Source organism: Ruegeria sp. BK1 (assembly GCF_056535645.1).
Map to the genome: position 1 here is coordinate 15,032 of NZ_JBQFIS010000004.1, position 22,162 is coordinate 37,193.

Genomic DNA, 22,162 nt, shown 5'->3' on the forward strand with positions numbered 1-22,162 from the left:
AAGACCTTGGCGAAATCTGCGGCGAACAGCGACGAGGAGCCCAGAGCGACGGTCTTCTTGCGGAGCAGGCAAGGACATCGCTTTAAAGTTTCAACTGACACGGCGTATTAGAAAATTCAGAAAAAACTGCCCGTCAATCCTGCGCGGCTCGTAGACAAGCCTTCTTCCTGGCGAAAGTCCTTCGGGCAGTTTGACGCTTATATTGACCTTATAGGGTGTCGCCTGCCCGAAATGCGAACTCAATGTGAAGCGCAATTTCAACTGACCGGAGTCATCGAATTTGCCAGTGAAGTCCCTAAACCAAGGCCCTTCGGCCGCAAAGCCTTGGGCAGATAGCAAGGTCAGCTTGTCTCCATTGCGATTGATGCGCAAGGCTGCAAGTGGCTCGATTTTTCCGGGGAAATAGGCCTTGTCGGGCCGACTGGTTGTTTGCCAATAATCATCGTCCCATCTGCGTCTGATTAAGACAATGTAGTCACCATCAAAAGTCGCGAAAGACGGCGCGACCAACTGATTACAGACTCTTCCTTGCTCTCCTCGAAGTGCGGCAAGAGTTTCACTGGTCTCGAGGCTCTCAGGCGTCAGTCCAAGATTCTCTCTAGCGCTGATATACCGAGAGAAAGCAGATCTCGTGCGTGGGCCCGCAACACCGTCCGCTGTGCCAGCGCTGCAGCCAACGCGATTTAGCTCAGTTTGTATATCACGGATCAGGCTGCGCGTCTCTGTATCATCCTTCGCGCTTTGAGGCGATGTCGGCACAAGAGCTGCTACTTTGTCTCGCGCAGTACTACTGTTGCCCGGCACTTCGTCCTTCTGGTGCTCAGCAAGCAAGTCGTCCCGCAACGAAAGGGCGAGCGCGACTGCAAAATGATCCCTTTCGCCTTCGTATCGCTCCAGAAACATCTCGATCGCATCAAGCCTTCCGAGCGAACGCGCAAGTTCAAAGTCCGCATAAATCTGGTCTTCGACACGCTCAATTTCTTCCTCTGGCGTCGAGCCTGCAGCCGCATCTGGAACAAGAAAAATGTCTCTGGCGGGAAGCGAGCCATAAGTAAATGGCTCCTGATAGCCTTCTGTCAGAGTGTAAACCCTGTCGCGGACTCGCCGAAACAACTTGCCAATCTCAAGTCCGGGTTCCTCGATGTGGTTGAGCAGAGCCTGAGCATAGGGGCTGTTGCGGCCATCGCCGTCAAGCGCCAGCGTTCCGCTCCTTGCAGCATATCCAACCAACACACCTCCCGGATCGATACGTGCAAGTCCGCGTCCAATTGAGCGGGTGCTGTTTGTGCGCTCCATAGTCGCGAGGAATGGATTGTTGCGGCAGGCGTCAACCAACACGATCTTCAAGCCGGGTGCGCCCGCGATGGAGCTAATCAATGTGTTGAGGCGGATTGCCTCGAGTTCGATGTCACGGTCGCTCCGCAGTTCCGCACTGACAGGGATCAGGAAGTTCGTGTTGTCCAACTCGATGCCGTGGCCGGCGAAGTATACGATGACCGACTCGGCGTTTTTTGCCTTTTCTCCAAAGTCACGTATGGCAAGGCGCATGTCGCGGTAATCCAGATCAAGACCTGTTGTGACCTCAAACCCGATCCTGCGCAATGCCTCTGCAATGTCGATCGCATCATTCGACGGGTTTTTGAGATTGCTGACATGTTGGTAGTTCGCATTGCCAATTACCAAGGCAACTTTGTCCGCCAGCACCATCGCAGGCAGAAAACAAAACACAACTGAGAACAGGATACGCTTCATGTGAAATATCGCCGTTAACGCGTCTACCATATGAACGTTTCCACACTTTCGGAATTCAATCAATATGACCGGCGTGGACAAGCTCTAGCTCGGCTTAGGCCGCATAGCGGAGTTCGGGATTGACACGACGAAGGTTCGTTTCCCGCCCATTGCGCCAGTTTCGGCATGGACCATTCATATGAAGTACGAACTCGGAGCCGCCTTGCGGCGGGACAGAAAGATGCTCGCTTGGGAAGCTATCTAAACGTCAGCTTCCGCATTTCCTGCGAGCATGCGTAGCGACTGCAGCGAACTTCCACTTCCCGCGCTTCGTGCCGTACTTCAGCCCCCTACCCGTCCCGATCTAGCTTTAACCAATATCGCGTGTACCGGAGTTCACCCGTTCGGATCAAAGCGCCCTTCTCTACCAGGTTCTGGAGATCCCGCGTTGCTGTGGCGCGCGATGTTCCCGTGATCGAGATATAGTTCTCAGCGCTCAATCCCCCTGTGAACCCATCCGGCCCAGCCTTGAACAAACGGGCGATTACCTTGCTTTGGCGAGTGTTGAACTGATCACGGTACCGATCATAGAAGTGCGTCTTGGAAATAAAGAAACCAACCCGCTCAAGCGTCACCTGCTGTGCTGTAAGGACAGTTTCGGCAAACCAGACGAGCCACGGTGTGACTTCCAGCGTCTTTTGATGGCGTTCGAGTTGGTCGTAGTAAGCCTTCCGCTCTCGCTCGATCGTGAAAGCAAGGGCAATCAGACTTGGCTGACCGATATTCTGGGCCAAGGACTTTTCAGCCAGCGCCCTACCCAACCGGCCATTGCCGTCCTCAAAGGGATGAATGCTCTCGAAATACAGATGGCTCAAACCGGCCCGGATCAGTGCGCGCAATGGTTCGGGACCATCCGGTGCGGTCCGGTTGAACCAGGCTACGAACTGGTCCATTTCAGCCGGAACCTGATGTGAAGGTGGAGCTTCGAAATGCACCGTTGGGCGGTCGAGCCTGCCTGAGACGATTTGCATCGCATCCTCATGGCTCCGGTATGATCCAATCGTTTCCAGATGCCTGTCATGGGACAGAAGCATGTCATGCCACCGAAACAGGGTGTCGTGTGACAGTGGTTCCGAATAGTTGGAATAAACATCCACCATCATTTCAGAAACGCCCTGCTCGCGCGGTTTGGATGGATAGCTGTCGGGAGCCAGTCCAAGATGTCGGCGCAAGGAAGATTGCACGCTGAGACGATCCAGCATCTCACCTTCGATCGCGCTGGTCTTCATTGCTTCTTCGCTTAGCAGGTCGATACGCAATTGATCTCGATCCGATGTGTTCACATGATGAACCGCTCCAAGAACTTCCCCTGAGGACAACAGGAACTGTTGCTCGTATGGTTCGAGTCTTGCGGCGTCGTAACGAAAGGTAGGCCAGTCAGGGTTCTGCCAGTTCCACATCGTGAGGTATAAGCTTCCTTTCTATAACTCACTATTTATGGTTGCGTGATTTATAGAGGTCAATCCTATAGCTCACCTTTTTCAGACCCTTCGATCCAGTCATCACTTGGAGGTGTAATCTGAAAACGGTAAATTTCATCCTGTTTCCCCAAATTTACGTAGCATTGGATGTCCGCGAGAGCATTGCCTTTGGAGACAATTCGCCCTTTTCGATCTTGGCCAGCAACGAAATCAGGTAAGCCCCTGGAGATTGTATGTTCTCAGCACGTTGAAAGATGTATCCGAGAACAATGAAGCGAATAGCTGGGCCAAAAGTTGATTTCATTGCATACCAGGTTTGGCCAAGCCGTAGATACTCGGCGATATCATCCATAAGCCGATCACAGTGGTGCTGATCTTTTGCAAAGCGTAGTTCTGAGCATAGCCGTGGAAAACTGCGCTCCATTTGGTCTGGAGAAACCTGAATCTGAGAAAGCTTTTCTTTCTTAACTTCCGGATTCAAAGAGTCCTCTTTGTGCCCCTCAATTTCACTGTCACTGGCCCTCAAATTTTCTGTATCAGTCTGTGTTATCTCGGAGATTTCCACAGAGATTTCTGCCAACAGCTCGCTGAGTACATTCGCATCTGGTTTGCGACGCAGAGCATTGCGTACGGTGGTCACCAAATCAGAGATCGCGGTGTCATTTGCTACGAGTTCCTTAAGGCGCGCCAGAGCGGCGGAAACTTTGTCACGGAGTACAGTGAACTCGAGAACGCGATCAGCATGCCTCTGGGCTTCCTGAATGAACTCAGCGTGCCGTTCAGACAAAGGCATCAAGGAGAGCCCAGTTGCGGTGACCACCCTGCCCTGGCGATCCCGGCGCGCCCATCGCTTACCGTTTGCGCTCATGACGCGGCGGATAAGTCCAAGGTCCACCAGCGTCGAGATATGACGCTCAACTGTCTGCACGCTGACATGAGTTCGTTTGGCTATCGCCGCGTTGGACGCGAAACAGATGTGATGATCATCCTGGTCCGCAGCAATCTGATCACCGCCCATAAAGGAAACCATCGCTCTCAGGACATTGAGAGTTGTGGATTTTAACCCAAGAGGTTCTCTGGCCTCTTCAACGGCGCGAAGAAGTATCCATTTTTTGGGCGTACTGTTCCCCTGCCCTGCCGTTCCCGACAAGGTCGCTCCAATTGGAGCCAATGCTGTTAGTGTTTTCATGATTATCTATCGGCAGACAAAAATTACCCGTTCGCTCAAGAGCGTTTTTTCTTGTGTGGCGATTCGGGTGCTGCTAGATTCTAGGTGTCTAATCTAAGAATTGCGCTTTGCGCAGCAGCCCTCGAAGCTCCGGTTTCGGGGGTTTTGTTTGTTTGCCTTCCTCCTTTCTGCTCGTCCTCAGTTCTTTTTCTTGGCGTTTACAGCTGTAAACTCAGCGTGTGAGCGCTTAATGATTTCAGCCATGTTTTCGTCCAACCAGCTAGCGAAGCCAGCGTTAGCTCCGGTCCTTTGACCGAAACAGTTAGTGATCCGTTGGTAGATTTGATTGTAACGCCTTCGATTGGGTTGAGTTCGGCTGCACCTTCTCTTTGTCTTGCACCGCGTTTGGCAGCTGCTTTTAGGAGCATTTCCAGCCGATCATCTGACGACATCGATGGCTCAATGGTTGCAAGAAGATTTGCAGCTTCATCTTCCGCTAGCTTGCCTGCAACGAAGTGCTCTGCAAGCACGGTCCATTTTGGGCGGCCTGATTTTGGGGCTGCGCCGATCATGTCACCAATCTTTGCAGGAACATGTTGCGTAATTTTTGTCAGGTGAGACAGCCCTGATTTCGAAACGTTCAATACTTGCCGCACCGTTGCCGTGTCATGCCCGGAAGTCAGGATCGCCTCGGCGAAACGTGCTTTCTCGTAGAAGGAAAGATTGCGCCTCGCAGCATTCTCAAGCCCTTTGGCGAGAAGCGCTGAAGCATCGTCGATATCCTGAACATTGGCGCGGACTTTAATACCAAGTTCACGACAGGCTTTGAGCCTCCTCCGTCCATAAATTGCCTCGTATCGACCGTCGGATTTCGATCTTCTGACAAGAATGGGAACTTGTTGGCCACCGTCTTGTATACTCGACATCAAGCTTTCAAAACTATCGTCTTCTTCGTCAATGTTTACAGCTGTAAACTCACCGAGCCTATCGGCAGGCCCCCAGTCGTCGATCAGAGCAGGGTCAATTTCCCTGATTGCGGCAAGAGAGCCCTGAAGCGCACCAAGAGCAGGGGCATTGGGTTTTGGAGTTTTATCGATGGCCTTGGGGCCAGAGCGCGCGATGGTGTTTGCGATCCCCGACATCTCCTGAAGCGACTTTCTAGCCATTAGCTGCGTCCCCATGCTTGATGGATCATTTGCTCTACCTCAGAGCCGATCGCATCCATTGAGTTCTTTGCCCGATCATAAGTTGCGCGTGTCATTTCTGACCGCACGACTTCGTAAATTGATTGTTTGAGCATTGTGGCGTCACTGACCGCGGTGCTTTTGAGGGCTGTGGCTGACATAACGCGATCCTGAAACAGTGCCCGCATGAACGAAGCCAGTTGTTGAGACGGTACGTCTGTTGGCTCGTCACGCGTTATCAGGAATTTGAAGTTGTCGTATTCGAGCGTAGCGCCGGCATCTTCAATGACTGCCATGTAAGCACCAGCGAGTTCGAGAAATTGAGCCGTCGAAGACACGTCCAGCATCGAAGGTGTAAGTGGCACAAGCAATGAACTGGCGGCCGCCATCCCAGCAATTGTCAAGAATCCTAGCTGAGGTGGGCTATCAATCAGAACAAGGTCAAAATCTCCTTCCACCTGGGCCAGGGCATTCCGTATTCTTGTAAAGAACGGATGGTCTGGGTTGGAGTGAACGGCAGATTCTGTCTCAAATTCGGAAAGAACAAGCCGTGACGGAGCCACAGAGAGACCGGGGAAGTACGTCGGAAGCACGACGTCCGCCATATCTACCGGATCTTCATATCGAATAGCATCGTAAATCGTCAGCCCGTCAAACTCTATTTCGGGGCTTATGCCGCACATGGATGTAAGAGAGCCTTGAGGATCCAGATCAACAGCCAGCACACGGTAACCGCGAAGCGCAAAATAGTGAGCCAAGTGAATTGTTGTGGTGCTCTTACTGCTGCCGCCTTTGAAGTTCATCAACTGCCAGACTTGGAGCTTTTCTCCTTCAGTCCGGCGAGGGACATAGCGCCCTTTTTTGCGTGAGGTTTTCTCAAGCGTTTCGCGAGCCTCCCAAAGTTCTTGGGCAGTATAGTAACGCCTACCGCTGCGTACGTCATTCGGTTCAGGAATCGTTCCCTCTGCGTGGACTTTGCGCATGAATTGACCTGAGACTCCTAAGAGTTCAGCAGCTTCTGGCGCTGCAAAATTTCGCAGTGATTTGGTGTTGTCGGGGGCAAATGCAGCAAGTAGATGTTCCCGGATAGCCGAGTTTAATCTCTCAGATATTTCCGTGGCGAGTGCCGATGGTCTTTCTGCCGCAAGTGGTGTCACGGGAATCATGTAGTTGCCTCAAATTAAAGAATGTGGTCATTTTTGCGCCACTTGAGATAAACAGCCGTGATTCATAGCACTAAGTCAAGGATTTTCGCCTATATTGTAGGTTTTCCAACGCGGAGGACTACATACGCTTTGCATCAGAGCAGGGTGGTTTACAGTTGTAAACTCGGTTGAGCGGGATCATGGGTTCTTTCAGTCGATGAAGTTCTAACGTAGGCATGCGAAGGCATTCCTGTAAAACTCCTCCCTATGCTCCGCTTTGAGTAGAACGCCTCTAGCATGGAGTTGGAGTGAAGGCCGAACGGCTTTTGGCGCAAATTGCGCAATTGGGAAGGGCAGGGAGCTAGTTGAGCTGATTGGTCAAATTCTCTCACCAACAATTTCGTTATCGAGTTTTCTGCGATACCAACTTCGTAACAATACTTCTGCGCCAGTACGGGAGTACGATGCGGTGAGAATGGCATGGCGATCTGGGTCAGATACACCGAGCTCAGCCCGTGCGCAGAGGAAAACACGCGAACATTCCGGCTAGAGTCAGCCGCTCGCCAATTGCCCAAGAAATGGCATACCGTGAGGGCGGGGTTTCGGGAATTGTGCGCCTGTAAGTTGCGACGGAACACGGAACTGTCCTCGATCCAGTGCAGCTGTGCTTGCGCGGCGCGGCTTTTGACGCAAGTCTCTACCGTCATTGGATTCATATGGGATCACAGACATGATCCGTGTGTTCACGTCCCATTAGCGTCCATAAAACCAGCTTGCTCGAATTAGTGATTTTGGGCTCCTCAATCGTTGAACAGACGGTCTCGTTGGCATATATTGCCAAAAAGGAGGCTTACGCCATGGTAACCCGCAATGTTGTACTTACAGAATCGCAGGATCAACTGGTGCAGAATCTGGTTGCGTCCGGTCGATATCAGAACGCCAGTGAAGCGTTGCGCGCCGGCCTTCGGCTTTTGGAGCGGGAAGAAGCGGGGCTGGAGTCTCTCAAACAAGGCTTGCAGGAGGGTGTAGCGCAGGCTCAGGCCGGAGATTTGGCAGAAGGCAGGGGTTCGGATGCGATCCGTCGTGCCTTTGCAAGGGCACGAGCCAAGGCGTGACCAGACCCTTTCGACTGACACGCCGCGCTGAATCCAGCCTGGTGGAAATTGCCCGATGGACCATCGACAAGTTTGGATCGCATCAAGCCGATCTTTATGAACAAGAACTAATAGCGCGCTGTCAGGCCATCACAGAGGGCAGGGTGGCCAGCCGAAGTTGTTCTATATTGGTCGAAGAGGCGGCGGATCTCAGATATGTGCGCGCAGGAGAGCATTTCCTGGTTTATCTGGATCAGCCGGACGCGGTGATCATTGTTGATATCCTGCATTCCCGTTGCGATCTGCCGCGACATGTTTCCGCGCTGGCCACGTTAACAGATGCGACAGGAAACAAGACATAGGCACAGCAGCCGGAGTTTCCCTCAAGCGGGGATTATTAAATAGTCAGTAACTACTCACCCCAGTAGATCAGTCGCCGGGTTATCCGCGATGTCCACATCGTCGTAGTATTTCTGCGCCTGGGCCATGGAGCGATGCAGGGAGAGGCGCATCGCGGCCTGGATCGGGGCGCCGTCCAGCGCGGCCTGGGTCAGGAAGCCCGAGCGCAGCCCATGGGGGGAAGCGAACCCGTCCGGCAGGCCCGCCAGTTTCGCCCGACGCTTGACGATCTGCGCGATGGCATCCGGGCTGAGGCGGCGGGTTAACACCCGATCGGCTTTTGAAACAGGCCGGAACAAGGGGCCGTCCTGAATCTCACCCACCTCGATCCAATGGGCCAGCGCTTGGGCTGCGCGGCCTTTCAACACCAGCCGCGGCGTTTCACCTTTGGTTGTCGTCTTGGTCTCCAGCAGTGAAATCCAAACCAGGCTTTTCTCGTCGAACTCCTTCAGCGAGACGTCTTCAAACATCAACCCGGTGATCTCCGAGCGCCGTCTACCACCCGAAGCCCAACCCAGCATCAAGATGGCGCGGTCGCGGCAATCCCGCCGGGACCCCCGACAAGTGGACAGCAACTGCTCGAGCACATCGCGGGTAATCGGTTGCTGCGATTTTGGGGCAGGGGGCCGGGCGGCGGCGCGGCGCGCCTTGGCACGGGCCTGCTTCACCTGCGGCGCATCAAAAGGGCTGGTCAGGTTCTTCATTCGATGAAAGGCCAGCCAGGAGGCGATGCGCCGGTCCAGCGTAGAAGGGGCCGGGCAGGCGAGGGACTTGCGTAGCCCTTGCGCGATCAACATCTCGGCACTCTGACGCGCGACATCCTCGGGCGCGGCATCTCCCAGATCGCGGGCGTGATCGAGAATGAAGGCCAGCGCTGTGGCCTCGCTCTCGGGCCAGTCCAACGGCACTCCGAACCGTGCTGCCTTCCAGGCCGTTACATAGAGCAAATCGCGCTCATAGGCCCTGAGCGTGTTGGCGGGTGTGCCGCGGACATAGAGATCGGTCAGGGCGTCCTGGTCAGACTGCGACAGGGCAGGGGAGGGGGCGGGGAGATAGGGCTCAGGGGTGCTCATACGGCCCACTCTGCGCCCATTTTCCCGCAAAATCAATTATACTTGATAAGGGATACTTATCGAGTGTAACTTGAAACTGATAGCGCAACAAAAGTAACGAGCAAAAGTAACAGATTTTGCGCGTAAAGTAGGTAGAGGGCTTGCGGAATAATAAAATCGGAGGTTCTGTCGCAGGTCTGTAAACCAATTGGCATCGACATTGCGCTGGAACCGTTGGCAAACTAAATGAAATGAACAGATATTTTGCCACTGAATTGCCTTTCTGGAAGTTTGCCAGAAACACGCTGATCGTCAGTTGCCTTGCGTTGTTTCCGCTGTTGGCCATCTTCGTTTTGCGCACGCCGGGCTTTGCGACGCACCTCCTGAACAGTGGTCCCGCGTTTGTTCGGTTTTTGCGTCAGGTGGTGACGAATGGGTTGCCGGTCGTTTTCCTTTTAAATTATCTCAGCTTTTTTCTTTTCGCCGTTGGGGTAAGGGCGCGGGGCAGGGGGGCCATCCCGGCCCGGTATCTGCTAATTGACCTGCTGCTACGGGCCGTCCTGTTCATCGCGCTGCACGCGCTGATCTACGCGCTTTCGGCAGACTGGTTCGGGTCTTTCGGCGGTGATCCCGTAGTGGCGTTGCGGGTAGTCGGTCCGACGCTGGTACGCTCCGCCTACTTCGAGAACATCTCAGGCGTTTACCTGTACGCCACGCTGGTCGGAGCGCTGCCGCTATACCTATCCGTCGTTCAGAGCCAGATCGCCCACGGTACTGGATTTGCAGCCCAACTGGCACGTCGCGTACCTGGGCGCGGCGGACCTGTGACATTGGCCCTGCTACTGATGGCGGTGTCAGTGGTCGTTCTGACCACCGCGGCGGCGCTGATTGTCCGTTTACAGTCGGTTTGGGGCTGAAGGGTCAGAACGCCCTGCGTATCGCGAAGGAGACTGCGTAATCGCGTTCAAGCTGGGGCCCATCCAGATCTTGATACACAGGGATCACGCCCTCGATACCCAGGCGCGTGCCCGCCAAAACGCCCGACCCCGGCACAAGGTAATTCACTCCGATTCCGATACTCAGAAACTGGCCGCCGCGCAGGGTCGGATCAGCGGTGGGCACCATGCCTGGGTTCAGGCGCGCATCCGACCCGTCAATGTTTTCCACGATGTCGCCGACCACCCGCAACGAGGAGCTGAACTGGTCATTCCAGCGCCGTGCACCCCAAACTGTTGCTGAATAGACGTCACCCAAGGTGTAACCGGCATCATTCTCACCCATCCGGATCACGGCGGCCAGCTGGGCGCCCCAAGACCAATCCGCGTTCTGGCCCGTATAGGTGACGCCCGGCAGCAGGTCGTAGGTGCCTGAACCCAGTTGCATGGGGTAGGGCAGCAGCTGGTCCGGCCCAGCTGGCGTGGTGTCGGTCTCGTCTATCGAGCCAGTCGGCAGACTGAGGCCAAGAGATAGTTCCAGCACCTGCCCGTCGGATTTGTAGATATCATATCCGCCGATGATCTTCAGATCGCCAAACCCCTGTGCCCTGGTCTTAAAGGTCTGGCCCATGCGGGTCTGGTGCTTCATCGTCTTGCGGGTATAGGGCAGCATCGCCATCACCGAGATCTCGTCGGTCACACCGTACATCAGGCCGACCATCGCCATGTTCATGCTCATGCTGAGCGGCGCGATCGGATACTGCGACAGAACGTTCGAGGTAGACAGCGACTGCGTTCCGGTACGATTTCCGTCCATCTCCATGTTCATGTAAGAGAACACAGGCATCAAAACACCCTCGGGTGGATGCATACCGCCAACGACACCCGTTGGCGGCACCGCGTCGGGGCGCATCATCCTGGACATGCTTCCCATACCTGACATGTTGCTGGAGGCTTGCGGGTTCATCGCCACGTTGTCAGCCGGACGGGTTTCCGGTTGGGCCATGGCAGTTGACCCAAGGCTCAGCCCCCCAGCCAGTATTACAGCCTGGAGGCGTTGCCAGACGCACGTAATCTTGCTGTTGCTCCGTGTCATGATGCCCTCGTGTTCGTTTGTTTCCTGAGTCCCTGCCCTGAAAACAAAGTGTTCGGTACGTCCATCGGTGAAGTCGAAATGGTGGGGGTCTCCAGCGCTGGAAGGTCAAGGCCGCCGGCCAGATTTGCGCTCGTCAAGCATGCATCAGCCGAAGGGGTGCGGCAATAATGCGCTTGACCCTCCAGCGCTGGATTGTCGGACAAGGCCGCAAAACCGGAAATCCGGAGGGATTGGAATGATACCGGAAATCGGGCAGTTCGCCCTGGCGCTTGCCCTGGCCGTGTCCTTGGTGCAAAGCGTATTTCCCTTGATTGGAGCAGCACGGAACAATGTCATGTGGATGCGATCGGCATCTGCGACCTCGGTCCTACTGACAGCGCTGGTTGCTATCGCCTTCGCCGCTCTGATGTGGTCCTTCGTGGTCAGCGATTTCACTGTGCTAAATGTGGCCAGCAATTCTCATTCGCTGAAACCGATGCTTTTCAAGGTGGCTGCGACCTGGGGTAGCCACGAAGGGTCGCTGCTGTTGTGGATTCTGATATTGGTGATTTTCGGGCTGGGTGTGTCTCTGTTGGCTCGGAACATCCCACTGAAACTCAAGGCGCGCACTCTGGCAGTGCAGGCCTGGATCAGCGCGGGGTTCCTGTCATTCATGCTGTTCACCTCGAACCCGTTTGACCGGGTGTTTCCGGCACCGCTGGATGGTCAGGATTTAAATCCGCTGTTGCAGGATGTCGGCCTGGCTATGCACCCGCCGTTCCTATACCTGGGTTACGTCGGCTTCTCTATCGTATTTTCTTTCGCCGTGGCTGCCCTGATTGAGGGGCGGGTCGATCCGGCATGGGCGCGGTGGGTCCGACCCTGGACATTGGCGGCCTGGGTGTTTCTGACACTTGGTATCGTTCTGGGCAGCTGGTGGGCCTATTACGAACTGGGTTGGGGCGGCTGGTGGTTCTGGGATCCGGTCGAGAATGTCTCGTTTATGCCCTGGCTTGCTGGCACAGCGCTGTTCCATTCGGCCATTGTGACCGAAAAGCGCGGCAGCTTCAAAAGTTGGACGATCCTACTGGCCGTTTTGACCTTCTCGTTGTCCTTGTTGGGGACATTCATTGTCCGCTCAGGCTTGCTTACATCGGTCCATGCGTTTTCGGTCGATCCCGAACGCGGCATTTACATCTTGGCGCTGTTGGCTGTCGCGATCGGTGGTTCATTGACGCTGTTTGCCATACGCGCACCGGAGATGGAGGGCGGCGGTCTTTTTGCCCCGATCAGCCGCGAGGCCGGTTTGCTTATTAACAACCTGCTGCTGGCCACCGCAACGGCGACGGTTCTATTCGGTACGCTTTATCCGCTTTTGCTTGAGGCTGTGACAGGTGAAAAGATTTCGGTTGGACCACCTTATTACAACGCCAGTTTCGTGCCGATCATGCTGGTTCTAGTCGTTGTAATGGGGATTGGGCCGCTGTTGTCATGGAAGCGGGCGGATTTGCGCGGTGTTCTGTCCCGGCTCAAATGGGTGGCCGGGGTTAGCCTGCTCGTAGCGTTGCTTGTGTGGTATCTGGATACCGGCGGCCCAGCCTTGGCGGTAGTGTCGATCGGCCTTGCGGTTTGGTTGCTGGGCGCTGTGCTGACAGAGTGGGCCAGCCGAATTAAGCTGGGTGAGGCACCGTTGGCCGAGTCCCTGCGTCGGGCCCGCAGCCTACCGCGTTCTCATTACGGCATGGTCGTGGCCCATGCGGGGTTGGCTGTCTGTATGATCGGCTTTATCGGGTCCAGCGCTTGGAAATCCGAGGTCGTGACTTTTGCCGAGCCCGGAACACAGATTGAGATAGCAGGGTTCGACGTGCGTTTTGACGGTGTGGAACAGCTTCGCGGTCCGAACTATCTGTCTCGCGCGGCCACACTGACGGTATTTCGCGATGGCGCTTATGTCACCACGCTTCAACCCGAGCGCAGGGCCTATCTCGTGGCGGGTACCAGTACGACCGAGTCAGCAATTCGAACGACGTTGGCAGGGGACCTTTACGCCTCAATATCGGAACCGGCGGCGGAATCAGAACAGAGCAAATGGACCCTGCGTATCTTGTATGAGCCATTGGTGGTCTGGATCTGGATAGGTTCAGGATTGTTAGCATTTGGTGGTGTCTTGTCACTCTCCGATCGGCGTCTACGCGTCGGTGCACCACGAAAACGGACTGGGCAGAGCTCCGTTGCGGTGGCGGCGGAGTAGGGCAATGAAACGTCTATTTGCACTGTTCCCAATTACGATTGCCGGCATCCTGGGTGCCTTCCTGCTATGGGGACTGAATCCCGATCGCGATCCAAACGAAATCCCGTCTGTTTTGATCTCGCAGCCGGTGCCTGAGTTCGACTTGCCGCCGGTCGAAGGGCTGGATACCCACGGGCTGTCCAGTACCGATCTGGTGGAAAATGACGGGTCAGCTCCGATCGTGGTCAACGTGTTTGCGTCCTGGTGCGTGCCCTGCCGGGCCGAACATGCGGTGCTGACGCGTATGGTACGCGATGAGGGCATTCGCCTGATGGGCATTAACTACAAAGACAAGCCGCAGGACGCGCGGAAATGGCTCGACGATCTGGGCAACCCTTATGAGCGCATCGGTTCCGACCTGGACGGCCGAGCCGGGATCGAATGGGGGATTTCCGGCGTGCCGGAGACCTTTGTGATTGATGGCGCGGGCAAGGTCGTATTCCGTTTTGTCGGCCCGGTGCTGGGCGACGAGGCAATTTCAAAGATGCGCACCGCGCTGGATCAGGCGCGGGCGGCCGGAGGAGAGGCGTCATGATACGTCGCATTGTAATTACCGCGGTCACTCTGGCGATGCTGGTGTCGCAGCCGGCATTCGCGGTTGAGCCCGACGAGATACTTGCAGATCCGGTATTGGAAGAGCGGGCCCGGGCGATTTCGAAACAGGTGCGATGCGTGGTGTGCCAGAACCAAGACATCGACAGTTCTAACGCTGGCGTGGCGCGCGACCTTCGTCTGCTTGTGCGCGAACGGCTGGTGGCAGGCGACACGGACCAGCAGGTTATGGACTTTCTGGTTGCGCGTTATGGCGACTATGTTCTGTTCAACCCGCCATGGAAGCCATCAACTTACATTCTGTGGGTTGCGCCTATCGTCATCCTGGGGCTGGGTGGTATCGCGACTGCAGCGGTATTGACCCAAAATGCGCGCCGATATCGGAAGTCGCGAAAACAAGAGACGGAACGCGGCGCGAGCGAAGAACGGAATCCCGAAAACCATTCACTCACGGAGCCGCACGCATGATCTGGATTATCTTTTCATTCATGGCCGTGGCGGTGTTTCTGACGCTCGCCCTCTCCGGCCTGGGGCGCAAGACCTCGGACTTGTCGAGACGCGAAAGCGCCTCTGCCATCTTTTCCGACCAGATCGGCGAAGTGGAGAAGGACCTGGAACGAGGAATTATCTCAGCCGAAGAGGCCAAGGCCGCCAGAGCCGAGATAGAACGTCGCCTGAAGGCGATTGACCGGCAATCGGACGACAAAGCGATAATGGGCCATTCCGGGCGTGCGCTGATTTTACTTGCCGCGCTGGTAGTTCCAGCGCTCGGAGCCGGTCTTTATTGGCAACTGGGTAGTCCCTACATCCCCAGCCAGCCATTTGCCCAACGCGAGGGGGAGCAGGCCGAAGCCCGTGAAATCGCCGACCTTGCCGTGCGCCTGAAGTCGCGGCTTGAGGCGGATGAAACCGGCGGGCCAACCGAGGGATGGGTGTTGTTGGCTCAGACCTATATGCGTATGGGACGCTTTGGAGATGCCGCAGACGCGTTCGAGGGGTTGCTGGACCGACCCAATGCGAATTCAGCGCTGGTGTCGCAATATGGCGAGGCGTTGGTCTATGCCGATGACGGTGTCGTTACGCCCAAGGCCGATCGGGCGTTTGAACGAGCCTTGGAACTGGACCCATCGAACCCAGCAGCGACATTCTACAAAGCCATTGGTCTGGAGCAGGCTGGATCGCCTGATAAGGCCTATGACCTACTGAAGACGCGGATGGACGCCGAAGAGGAGTTCCGGCCATGGATGGAGAGTTTTGTGGCCCAGCTTAACCGCATCGCCCCGTCGATCGGACGGGCTCCGGTGAATCTGGCGGCTTTTGCCCCTTCCATGCCCGGCCCAACTGCCGATCAGGTGGCGGCGGCCGAGGAGATGTCAGACGAAGACCGGCAGGCCTTCATCCGCTCGATGGTCGAACGGCTTGCGAGCCGGATGCAGGAAAACCCAGGCGATCTGGACGGCTGGATGCGGCTGGGCAACGCCTATTCGGTGCTGGGCGAGACCGACGGCGCCCGGAACGCCTATGGCAGGGCAAGGGATCTGGCGGATGACCTGCCGCAGGGGGATCCGCGCAAGGTGGCAATCGACCGGGCATTGCTGGAACTGGGGGGTTGATTCCCGCAGCCCGGCGTGGATCGGGCCGGCGCCGACTTCGCGCTGATGCCCAGTGAGCCATCTGGAAAATTCCGGTTTAGGCTATCGCATGCCGATCTTTAGGAGGTTGAGACCATGAAAGTTGAAACGTTTTCTGATCTAATTGTCTGGACGCGGGAAATGCATCATTGGCTCGCCGAATGTTTGGCCCACTGTTCGACACAGTCAGAGCAGGAGCTGGCCAGGATGTTGCTTACCTACCTCGCCGATCATGAGGCTGCTCTGGAGAAAATCGTCGATGGTTTCGTGAAACGAGCCGATCCCAAAGCGCTCAACACCTGGGTATATGACTATTTGGGCAATGAGCCGATCGACCCACATCGCGCCTGCGACAGGCCGTTCGCACAGATGAGCGTCGATGAGATCTGCGAAGCGGTCTTCGATCTTCACAATCAGGTGATCGACTTATATCGGTATTTGCACGGGCGTGCCGAGATACCCGAGGCACGCGAACTCTTTCAGGCGATACTGGATATGGAAGAGCACGAGACCATGCGTTTAGCGCAGCAGAGCAACCGCGTCCGGGATATGTGAACTCCGGGGTCAGGATCCGCTTTCCACGGCTCCGCCCGCAATCGGCGCGGCCTGTTCCATCGCGTCGAGAATGGCGTTCGTGGTCAAGATCTCTGGCAGGGCGATGCCTTCGGGGGCCGACGGGCCGTAGACGATGTTGAAGGGGATCCCGAACCGTCCATTGTCCTCAAGGAAACGGGCGATCACATCGTCGGGGCGGGTCCAGTCGGCCTGCATCGGAATTGCTTTGTCCGATTGCAGTGTTGCCAGAACCTCGCCGCGTTCCAGCACCAGCGCTTTGTTGGCCTTGCAGGTCAGACACCAGTCGGCTGTGACATCGACGAAAACCACCTCGCCGCGCGACACAAGGCGGGCGATTTCGGGGCGGCTGAAGGTAATCCAAGGGATCTCTCCGGCTGGTTCAAGCAGCCTGGACCGGTCTTTGCCGGCAATCGCAACCGGTGCGGCAAACGCTGCGGTCAGCGTCAGCAACAGGGCTGTCCAGCGCAAAACGGGTGGCATCATCGTACTTTTCCAGATCAACAGGACCAGAACAGTTGCAGCCAGCACGGTAGCAGTTGCAGCAGTGTCTCCGGCCACCCCGACCATCACCCAGACCAACCAGCCGATCGTGGTCAGCAGTGCCGCCGACAGGGCCCATTTTAATCCCACCATCCAACGCCCCGGTTTAGGCAGAGCGGCGGTAAGTTTCGGGTGCACTGCAACCAGCAGGTAAGGAATGGCCAGCCCGACCCCCATTGCGGTGAAGATCGCCACGATATCCACCGGTCGGCCGGTCAGGGCAAAGGCCACCGCCGTGCCGAGGAAGGGGGCCGAGCAGGGCGTCGCCAGAACTGCTGAGAAGGCTCCGGTCAGGAAATCCCCGACCAGCGACACGCGGCCCTTTTCGACATGGGCAAGCCGGGTGTTCAGCGACTGCGGCAGCGTGATCTCGAACAAGCCCGCGAGGCTGGTTGCAAAAACCGCCAGCACCACGATCATCACCGCAAGGAAAAGCGGATTCTGGAACTGGATGCCCCAGCCGACGGAATAGCCCAGCGACCGCGCCGCAATGGTGATAGCCGCCAACAGCCACATGAATGTCAGGATTCCGGCTGCCGAAGCCAGGAACCCGGCGCGAATCTGAGCCGCAGAGCGGTCGCGAGCCTTTACCGCCGAGGAAAGCTTGATCGAAAGCACTGGCAGTACGCAGGGCATGACATTCAGAATCAACCCGCCGCCCACCGCCAGCAAAATGATCCAGACCAGCGCGCTGGCTGAAGTTTCGGCGGCCGCGATCTCATATGGTGGCGGGGTAGGGGGAGCGTCGGTACGGGGCGAAAACTCGGCCACGCGGTTGGTGTCGGTAACCGTGACGGACAAGGCGGGGGGGTCCTGTGCCAGAGCGAGGACCGGGAACTGCACCCATAGCTGACGCCTGTCGCCAGCGAGCCGGATGTCGGGTGCACCAAACGCGGTGTCACGTCCCATGTCGGGAAAGACATCAGGCGCATCAAAGGGCAGGTCGCTGGTGAAATTCAGCGTCAGCATCTCGGACTCGGTATCCAGGGTCGCGGCGTCGGACTTCATTCCGCTTGTGTTTCCCGTGGTTGGCACCCGCGACAGAAAGGCATTTATAAGCCGGGCCGAGTCCTGATCCCGACCCGTTCCCTGAGTCAGCGACAAGTCCAGCGAAAACTCGACCGGCACACAGATATCGGAACAGATCAGCGTTGTCACAGCGGCCTTCAAGTCAACTGGCGCTCCGGGGTTCTCGAGTGTGACGGTCAGCGGAAAGACCACTTCGTCCTTGTACCCGAAATTCTCGATCCCGAAGGCGCGAAAACGGATCGGCGCGGGCCAGTGAAACTGTACGTCGCTGACGTTTTGCGAGCCGTTCCAAGTGATCTTGGGCGGAATTCCCACCTCACCAGGCGACTTCCAGTAGGTTTTCCAATCTTCGCCCAGTTTCAGATGCAGTCCTGCAGTGATCGTCTTGACGTCAGGCGCGATCCCGTCCTGCGCGGTAATTATGTGTGCGACCAGGGGCTCTGATTCATACGCTTGGGATGTAGCTGCAAGGCTTGTCCCGGCGGAAGTCTGGCCAAAGATTAACCCCAAGATCATAATACATAAATTTAGGAGTGTTCTTGCCATTGCGCGTTGCCATCGGTTGTTTTGCACCCGTCTCTGCCAGATTCCAGCGCTGGAGGGTCAACGAGCCGGAATGTCACATCCCCACGATCAGCTCACGAAACCTTCGCGCCCGTCTTCGCAGATGAAATAGGCCCCGCCATCCGCGCCCTCCCATTGAACCCGGCAACCTTGGGGCAGGGCGTATTCAGGCTGCGGCGGTTGCAGCGGGCATAGTTTAGGGCGTGGTGCGCAAGCCGCCAGCGAAAGAGCGGCCAGCGACATGGCGGCCAACCTTGAGCACCAAAGCTTCATGATTGAAGATTATTGCCGGTGTACTGGGTTCGGTCCGACCGCGGCGTCTGTTGCCTTTGGTCTTTCCGATTCAGATTTGTTCGAATGACAGGATTTTTCCATCGCCTTGTGCATAAAGAAATGGGCTCCGAGGCACAGGATCAACGGTGCGAAAAGACCCAAGGAGTCAGAAAGCCCACCAACCGTCCCGCCGGCGATCAAGTAGAGAGCGATCGGCGTTATCATGGCAATGCAACATACCATCATGCCCCATTTCATTATCTTGCCGCCGCTAACCGGTACTGACGCCTGCGGCGCGTTTGCAGTCTGTTTTTCTTTCACATTCAACTCCAAAATTTGGATTGGAGACCTCTGCTAACGCCTTCCCACGATGGAAGGTCAAGCTGTTTTGGCGCGAAGCGAATTTGACGCTGTCAAACCAGTCCAGCATTTGCTTGGGCCTTACTTGGTGCATAGACACGGCCGGAACAGGGAAGTTTTTAGGGGTATGAACAGCAGGCATTGTCGTCCCGACGCCTGGTGAAGTTTCAGGTTAAACACGAAGCTGCCTAGGTCACTTTAAGCCTTGAAAACTCGCGGGTGGGTCGAAGCGATATCGAACGAATAATTGAATGGACAAATCTTCCCCCGTCGCGGATTGTCTAATCCCCTGGGTACTAACTCCAGACACCAACCAGCCAATAGGAGCGCTATCAATGCTGACCAGACGACATTTTGTTGCAGCCTCGCTCGCCATTTTCTCTCAGCCGGTTTTTGGAGTGACGTCGGCGGCGGCCTCGCAATGGTCGGAGTGGGATGCGCAAGTAACTCCAGCCAATTTTGATCCCGCAACATCCAATCCCTGGGGTTTACACCCACGTTTCCTGCCTCAGCGTGTGCAAACCAATCGACCACTTACTCCGGGTGACATTCATGTCGACGCGGTGGCACGATATCTGTATTTCATCGAAGACGGTGGCACAGCAATGCGTTACGGCGTAGCCATTGCCCGAGGCAATCTTTACGAGCCCGGTCTACACGATCAAGCGAAAGGCCAAATGGCCGCGTTGGACTCCTACAGCCGAAATGATTGAGCGCGACCCTGATGAATATGCGCAATTCGCAGATGGTGTGCCCGGTGGGCCGACAAACCCATTGGGATCAAGGGCGTTTTATCTGTTCGAAGGTGGTCGCGACACATACCTGCGAATTCACGGAACGCCTTATCCAAGATCTATCGGAGGTCGCGCAAGTTCTGGCTGCGTAAGGATGGCGATGCCACATATCATCGGGCTTTATGATCGTGTCAGGCCAGGGTCCACGGCTCATCTCTACCCTCCCGAGCGGCTTCTGACCGCGACCAGCTGACAGGCGCTTGTCAGGCGCGCGTACAGATTGGGCGCCCTTCAATAGTCCTAAGTGGTAGGTAGGTTGTTTCAACTGGCCCAACATAGCGATACCAATAGCAACCGTCCTCAGGCATGATTTTCACTGCGTTCAGGTCCTGGCCCGGAGCAGCAATCTGGGCTACGGCGTCAGGAACTTGGGAAAGCGTTCCGGGCTCGCTATCTGCAGATATTGACGTTGTTTCGGTACAAGCGCCGATGAACAAAAGTGCGGCCAGTGCTTGGAAAGCTTTCCTGAAGGACATGGTGTTTAGTCCACTGTGATTGTCATTTGTAGTGCCTGCTACCCTCGCATCGACGGGTGATCACATCAATTCACCAAGAACTAAGCAATTGTTAGCGTTGCTTTTTTGTGTTCGGTTGATTCAAGAAAGTCAGGTTTTGCTTAAAGCAGCCTGGAGTTACGTCCAAGAAAAATTGCTTTTCCACAATGACTTGATGATTTGGGTCCGCCTTCTAAGGAAATATCCCTGCGCCAACGGCAACGACAATTCAGACGAGACATCCCATATGAAATGTCATTTGCGTGTTGACCTTCCAGCGCAGGAACCGGGCATACGAGTTATTTGAGTCGGAAAAAAAGAATAAACTTTGGGATGGCAGGCATGAAACGGAGCAAAGAAGGAAAGGTTGTTACGCGACGTGGAGTGATTGCCGCGTTTGCTGCGACGACGCTTTTTCCAGCACCGGCCGTTTGGGCCCAATCAACGGCAACTGAGGGGACGCGCCGCAATGTTTCCTCATTCCGCGTTGCTAAATGGCAGGACCACTTTGATACGCTTAAGAATGGTGTGATCCTGTCCGATACACAGTCCAAGGTCCTGCAATATTGGTCGGAAGACGAAAGCGTCTACCGAATGTATCCAACCAGCGTACCGCTGACGGAAGACCTTACAAGGCTGGGCTACACCACAGTTACTCGCAAGGTCGAAGGGCCGTCTTGGCGACCGACACCAGCAATGAAAAAGCGCAACCCCGCTTGGCCCGATTATGTGGGCCCGGGTCCGGAGAATCCTCTGGGGACACATGCACTTTATTTGAGCTGGCAATACTACCGGATCCACGGCACCAACGACACGCGCAAGATCGGGAGAAGATCCTCCAACGGCTGCATTGGCTTGTACAACGAGCAGATTGCGGAATTGTTCGAACTGGCCACTGTGGGCACTCAGGTAAAACTGATCTGACCTTGGTCAGGCCGATTTTTTTTGCGCGCGTTGAACCTAAGAACTGACAATCATGTGAAGAACAGAGATGGATAAACTTACACTCTTGATCGGCGGAGTAGTGATCGCAGGCGCCGCCGCGTTCGTCTACAACTTAAATCAGCAACCAACAGGTCACTCGATGACGCCGCCCGATACGTCAGCACTGGAGCAAGGAGACCCAATCGAAAACGTCACTCTGCCGGACCAGCTAAGCGAATTTGCGGCCGTCGGCAAAGTGGCATTCGACGCCAAATGCTCGGCGTGCCATGGCGCGAATGCAACAGGTCTGGAAGGCCTTGCACCACCTTTGGTGCATAAAATCTATGAACCAAGCCACCATTCGGACGAGTCATTTTATGTGGCAGTCCAGAATGGAGTTCGGGCACACCATTGGAAGTTCGGCAATATGCCGCCGGTCGATGGCTTGACCCGTGCGGATGTGAAGGGCATCGTGGCGTATATCAGAGAGCTGCAGCAGGAAAACGGGATTTTCTGAAGGTGACGAGCCGAATGGGCAGTGCAATTCGTTACATCATACTGTCAATGGTGCTGACCATTGGCGGGCTGCTTGTGACGGCCGATTCTGCTCATGCACATGGCAGTGGTTCTCAGCACGTGATTGACCAAACGGACTCCGCGGACGTTGAGCATGTCAAGCAGGGTCATCCCGGACATTGTCATGGCGGAACGATTTGCAACGCTGTTGGTCTATTTTCGATGGGTCCACCACCGCCTGGCCCCCAAGATACTGAACAAAGATACTCGATCCCTCGAGCCCAATACCGGGTTCTCGGTATCGCGGCGTTTGACCCACCACCGCCGCGTGTCCTGATCTGACCAGTCGAATTGC

The 22,162-nt window shown here is 55.9% G+C and carries 21 protein-coding genes and 1 pseudogene; 12 read left to right on the plus strand and 10 right to left on the minus strand.

Going from position 1 to position 22,162, the window contains the following annotated elements; genetic code table 11:
- Nucleotides 1-90 precede the first annotated feature (90 nt).
- The 5 genes from ACR3E7_RS23060 to repA all read right to left on the minus strand — a co-directional run bounded on the left by ACR3E7_RS23060 (nt 91) and on the right by repA (nt 6,730).
- Nucleotides 91-1,752, minus strand: coding sequence for a caspase family protein (locus ACR3E7_RS23060; protein WP_170417841.1), 1,662 nt, complete (start codon nt 1,750-1,752; stop codon nt 91-93).
- A 329-nt stretch (nt 1,753-2,081) separates the two neighbouring features.
- Nucleotides 2,082-3,191, minus strand: a complete 1,110-nt coding sequence (locus tag ACR3E7_RS23065; protein ID WP_170417844.1) for a Fic family protein — start codon at nt 3,189-3,191, stop codon at nt 2,082-2,084.
- 154 nt (nt 3,192-3,345) lie between these two features.
- Nucleotides 3,346-4,401 carry a helix-turn-helix domain-containing protein gene (locus ACR3E7_RS23070; protein WP_170417847.1) on the minus strand — a complete coding sequence of 352 codons (1,056 nt, stop codon included), beginning with the start codon at nt 4,399-4,401 and terminating at the stop codon, nt 3,346-3,348.
- Between the two features lie 197 nt (nt 4,402-4,598).
- Entirely contained in the window at nt 4,599-5,546 is a 948-nt protein-coding gene (gene repB / locus ACR3E7_RS23075; protein WP_480719585.1) for a plasmid partitioning protein RepB, read from the minus strand.
- Nucleotides 5,546-6,730, minus strand: a complete 1,185-nt coding sequence (gene repA / locus ACR3E7_RS23080; protein ID WP_170417853.1) for a plasmid partitioning protein RepA — start codon at nt 6,728-6,730, stop codon at nt 5,546-5,548. The genes repB and repA overlap by 1 nt, the downstream gene beginning before the upstream one ends.
- Nucleotides 6,731-7,566: 836 nt before the next feature.
- On the opposite strand from repA, the gene ACR3E7_RS23085 reads away from it, so the two are divergent.
- Together ACR3E7_RS23085 and ACR3E7_RS23090 are read left to right on the plus strand one after the other, a co-directional pair.
- Nucleotides 7,567-7,824, plus strand: coding sequence for a type II toxin-antitoxin system ParD family antitoxin (locus ACR3E7_RS23085; RefSeq protein WP_170417856.1), 258 nt, complete (start codon nt 7,567-7,569; stop codon nt 7,822-7,824).
- Nucleotides 7,821-8,165, plus strand: coding sequence for a type II toxin-antitoxin system RelE/ParE family toxin (locus tag ACR3E7_RS23090; RefSeq protein ID WP_170417859.1), 345 nt, complete (start codon nt 7,821-7,823; stop codon nt 8,163-8,165). Before ACR3E7_RS23085 ends, ACR3E7_RS23090 begins: the two co-directional genes overlap by 4 nt.
- A gap of 54 nt (nt 8,166-8,219) precedes the next feature.
- Here the strand turns inward: ACR3E7_RS23090 and ACR3E7_RS23095 are convergent, their stop codons facing one another.
- A complete protein-coding gene (locus ACR3E7_RS23095) occupies nt 8,220-9,275 on the minus strand; it encodes a tyrosine-type recombinase/integrase (RefSeq protein WP_170417862.1) in 1,056 nt (351 codons plus the stop codon).
- Nucleotides 9,276-9,505: 230 nt separating this feature from the next.
- Here ACR3E7_RS23095 and ACR3E7_RS23100 point away from each other — a divergent pair, with 230 nt between their 5' ends.
- Nucleotides 9,506-10,171, plus strand: coding sequence for a hypothetical protein (locus ACR3E7_RS23100; protein ID WP_050605729.1), 666 nt, complete (start codon nt 9,506-9,508; stop codon nt 10,169-10,171).
- Nucleotides 10,172-10,175: 4 nt separating this feature from the next.
- On the opposite strand, the gene ACR3E7_RS23105 is transcribed toward ACR3E7_RS23100, so the two are convergent.
- The gene (locus tag ACR3E7_RS23105) at nt 10,176-11,195 is read right to left on the minus strand and encodes a transporter (RefSeq protein WP_170775027.1); all 1,020 of its coding nucleotides are present in this window, start codon (nt 11,193-11,195) and stop codon (nt 10,176-10,178) included.
- A 325-nt stretch (nt 11,196-11,520) separates the two neighbouring features.
- Between ACR3E7_RS23105 and ACR3E7_RS23110 the strand changes: the two genes are divergently transcribed.
- The 5 genes from ACR3E7_RS23110 to ACR3E7_RS23130 all read left to right on the plus strand — a co-directional run bounded on the left by ACR3E7_RS23110 (nt 11,521) and on the right by ACR3E7_RS23130 (nt 16,292).
- Entirely contained in the window at nt 11,521-13,515 is a 1,995-nt protein-coding gene (locus ACR3E7_RS23110) for a heme lyase CcmF/NrfE family subunit (RefSeq protein ID WP_170417870.1), read from the plus strand.
- A 4-nt stretch (nt 13,516-13,519) separates the two neighbouring features.
- Nucleotides 13,520-14,089 (plus strand): DsbE family thiol:disulfide interchange protein, encoded by a 570-nt coding sequence (locus tag ACR3E7_RS23115; RefSeq protein ID WP_170417873.1) that lies wholly within the window; start codon nt 13,520-13,522, stop codon nt 14,087-14,089.
- Nucleotides 14,086-14,574, plus strand: coding sequence for a cytochrome c-type biogenesis protein (locus ACR3E7_RS23120; RefSeq protein ID WP_170417876.1), 489 nt, complete (start codon nt 14,086-14,088; stop codon nt 14,572-14,574). The genes ACR3E7_RS23115 and ACR3E7_RS23120 overlap by 4 nt, the downstream gene beginning before the upstream one ends.
- The gene (gene ccmI / locus ACR3E7_RS23125) at nt 14,571-15,719 is read left to right on the plus strand and encodes a c-type cytochrome biogenesis protein CcmI (protein WP_170417878.1); all 1,149 of its coding nucleotides are present in this window, start codon (nt 14,571-14,573) and stop codon (nt 15,717-15,719) included. The genes ACR3E7_RS23120 and ccmI overlap by 4 nt, the downstream gene beginning before the upstream one ends.
- A gap of 114 nt (nt 15,720-15,833) precedes the next feature.
- Nucleotides 15,834-16,292 (plus strand): ATPase, encoded by a 459-nt coding sequence (locus ACR3E7_RS23130; RefSeq protein WP_170417881.1) that lies wholly within the window; start codon nt 15,834-15,836, stop codon nt 16,290-16,292.
- A 9-nt stretch (nt 16,293-16,301) separates the two neighbouring features.
- Here ACR3E7_RS23130 and ACR3E7_RS23135 read toward each other — a convergent pair whose 3' ends face one another.
- The 3 genes from ACR3E7_RS23135 to ACR3E7_RS23145 all read right to left on the minus strand — a co-directional run bounded on the left by ACR3E7_RS23135 (nt 16,302) and on the right by ACR3E7_RS23145 (nt 19,040).
- Nucleotides 16,302-18,398 carry a protein-disulfide reductase DsbD family protein gene (locus ACR3E7_RS23135; protein WP_170418009.1) on the minus strand — a complete coding sequence of 699 codons (2,097 nt, stop codon included), beginning with the start codon at nt 18,396-18,398 and terminating at the stop codon, nt 16,302-16,304.
- Between the two features lie 117 nt (nt 18,399-18,515).
- The gene (locus ACR3E7_RS23140) at nt 18,516-18,689 is read right to left on the minus strand and encodes a hypothetical protein (RefSeq protein ID WP_170417885.1); all 174 of its coding nucleotides are present in this window, start codon (nt 18,687-18,689) and stop codon (nt 18,516-18,518) included.
- Nucleotides 18,690-18,728: 39 nt separating this feature from the next.
- On the minus strand, nt 18,729-19,040 hold the full coding sequence (locus ACR3E7_RS23145; protein ID WP_255612174.1) for a DUF2933 domain-containing protein: 312 nt from the start codon (nt 19,038-19,040) through the stop codon (nt 18,729-18,731).
- A 374-nt stretch (nt 19,041-19,414) separates the two neighbouring features.
- On the opposite strand from ACR3E7_RS23145, the pseudogene ACR3E7_RS23150 reads away from it, so the two are divergent.
- The 4 genes and pseudogenes from ACR3E7_RS23150 (at nt 19,415) to ACR3E7_RS23165 (ending at nt 22,144) form a co-directional block, all read left to right on the plus strand.
- Nucleotides 19,415-20,066, plus strand: a pseudogene (locus ACR3E7_RS23150) (L,D-transpeptidase).
- Between the two features lie 634 nt (nt 20,067-20,700).
- The gene (locus tag ACR3E7_RS23155; RefSeq protein ID WP_170417888.1) at nt 20,701-21,291 is read left to right on the plus strand and encodes a L,D-transpeptidase; all 591 of its coding nucleotides are present in this window, start codon (nt 20,701-20,703) and stop codon (nt 21,289-21,291) included.
- Between the two features lie 67 nt (nt 21,292-21,358).
- Complete coding sequence (locus ACR3E7_RS23160) at nt 21,359-21,808, plus strand: c-type cytochrome (RefSeq protein WP_170417891.1); 450 nt, start codon at nt 21,359-21,361, stop codon at nt 21,806-21,808.
- 183 nt (nt 21,809-21,991) lie between these two features.
- Nucleotides 21,992-22,144: a hypothetical protein gene (locus ACR3E7_RS23165; protein WP_170746572.1), complete on the plus strand. Its 153-nt coding sequence runs from the start codon at nt 21,992-21,994 to the stop codon at nt 22,142-22,144.
- The last annotated feature ends 18 nt before the right edge of the window (nt 22,145-22,162 follow it).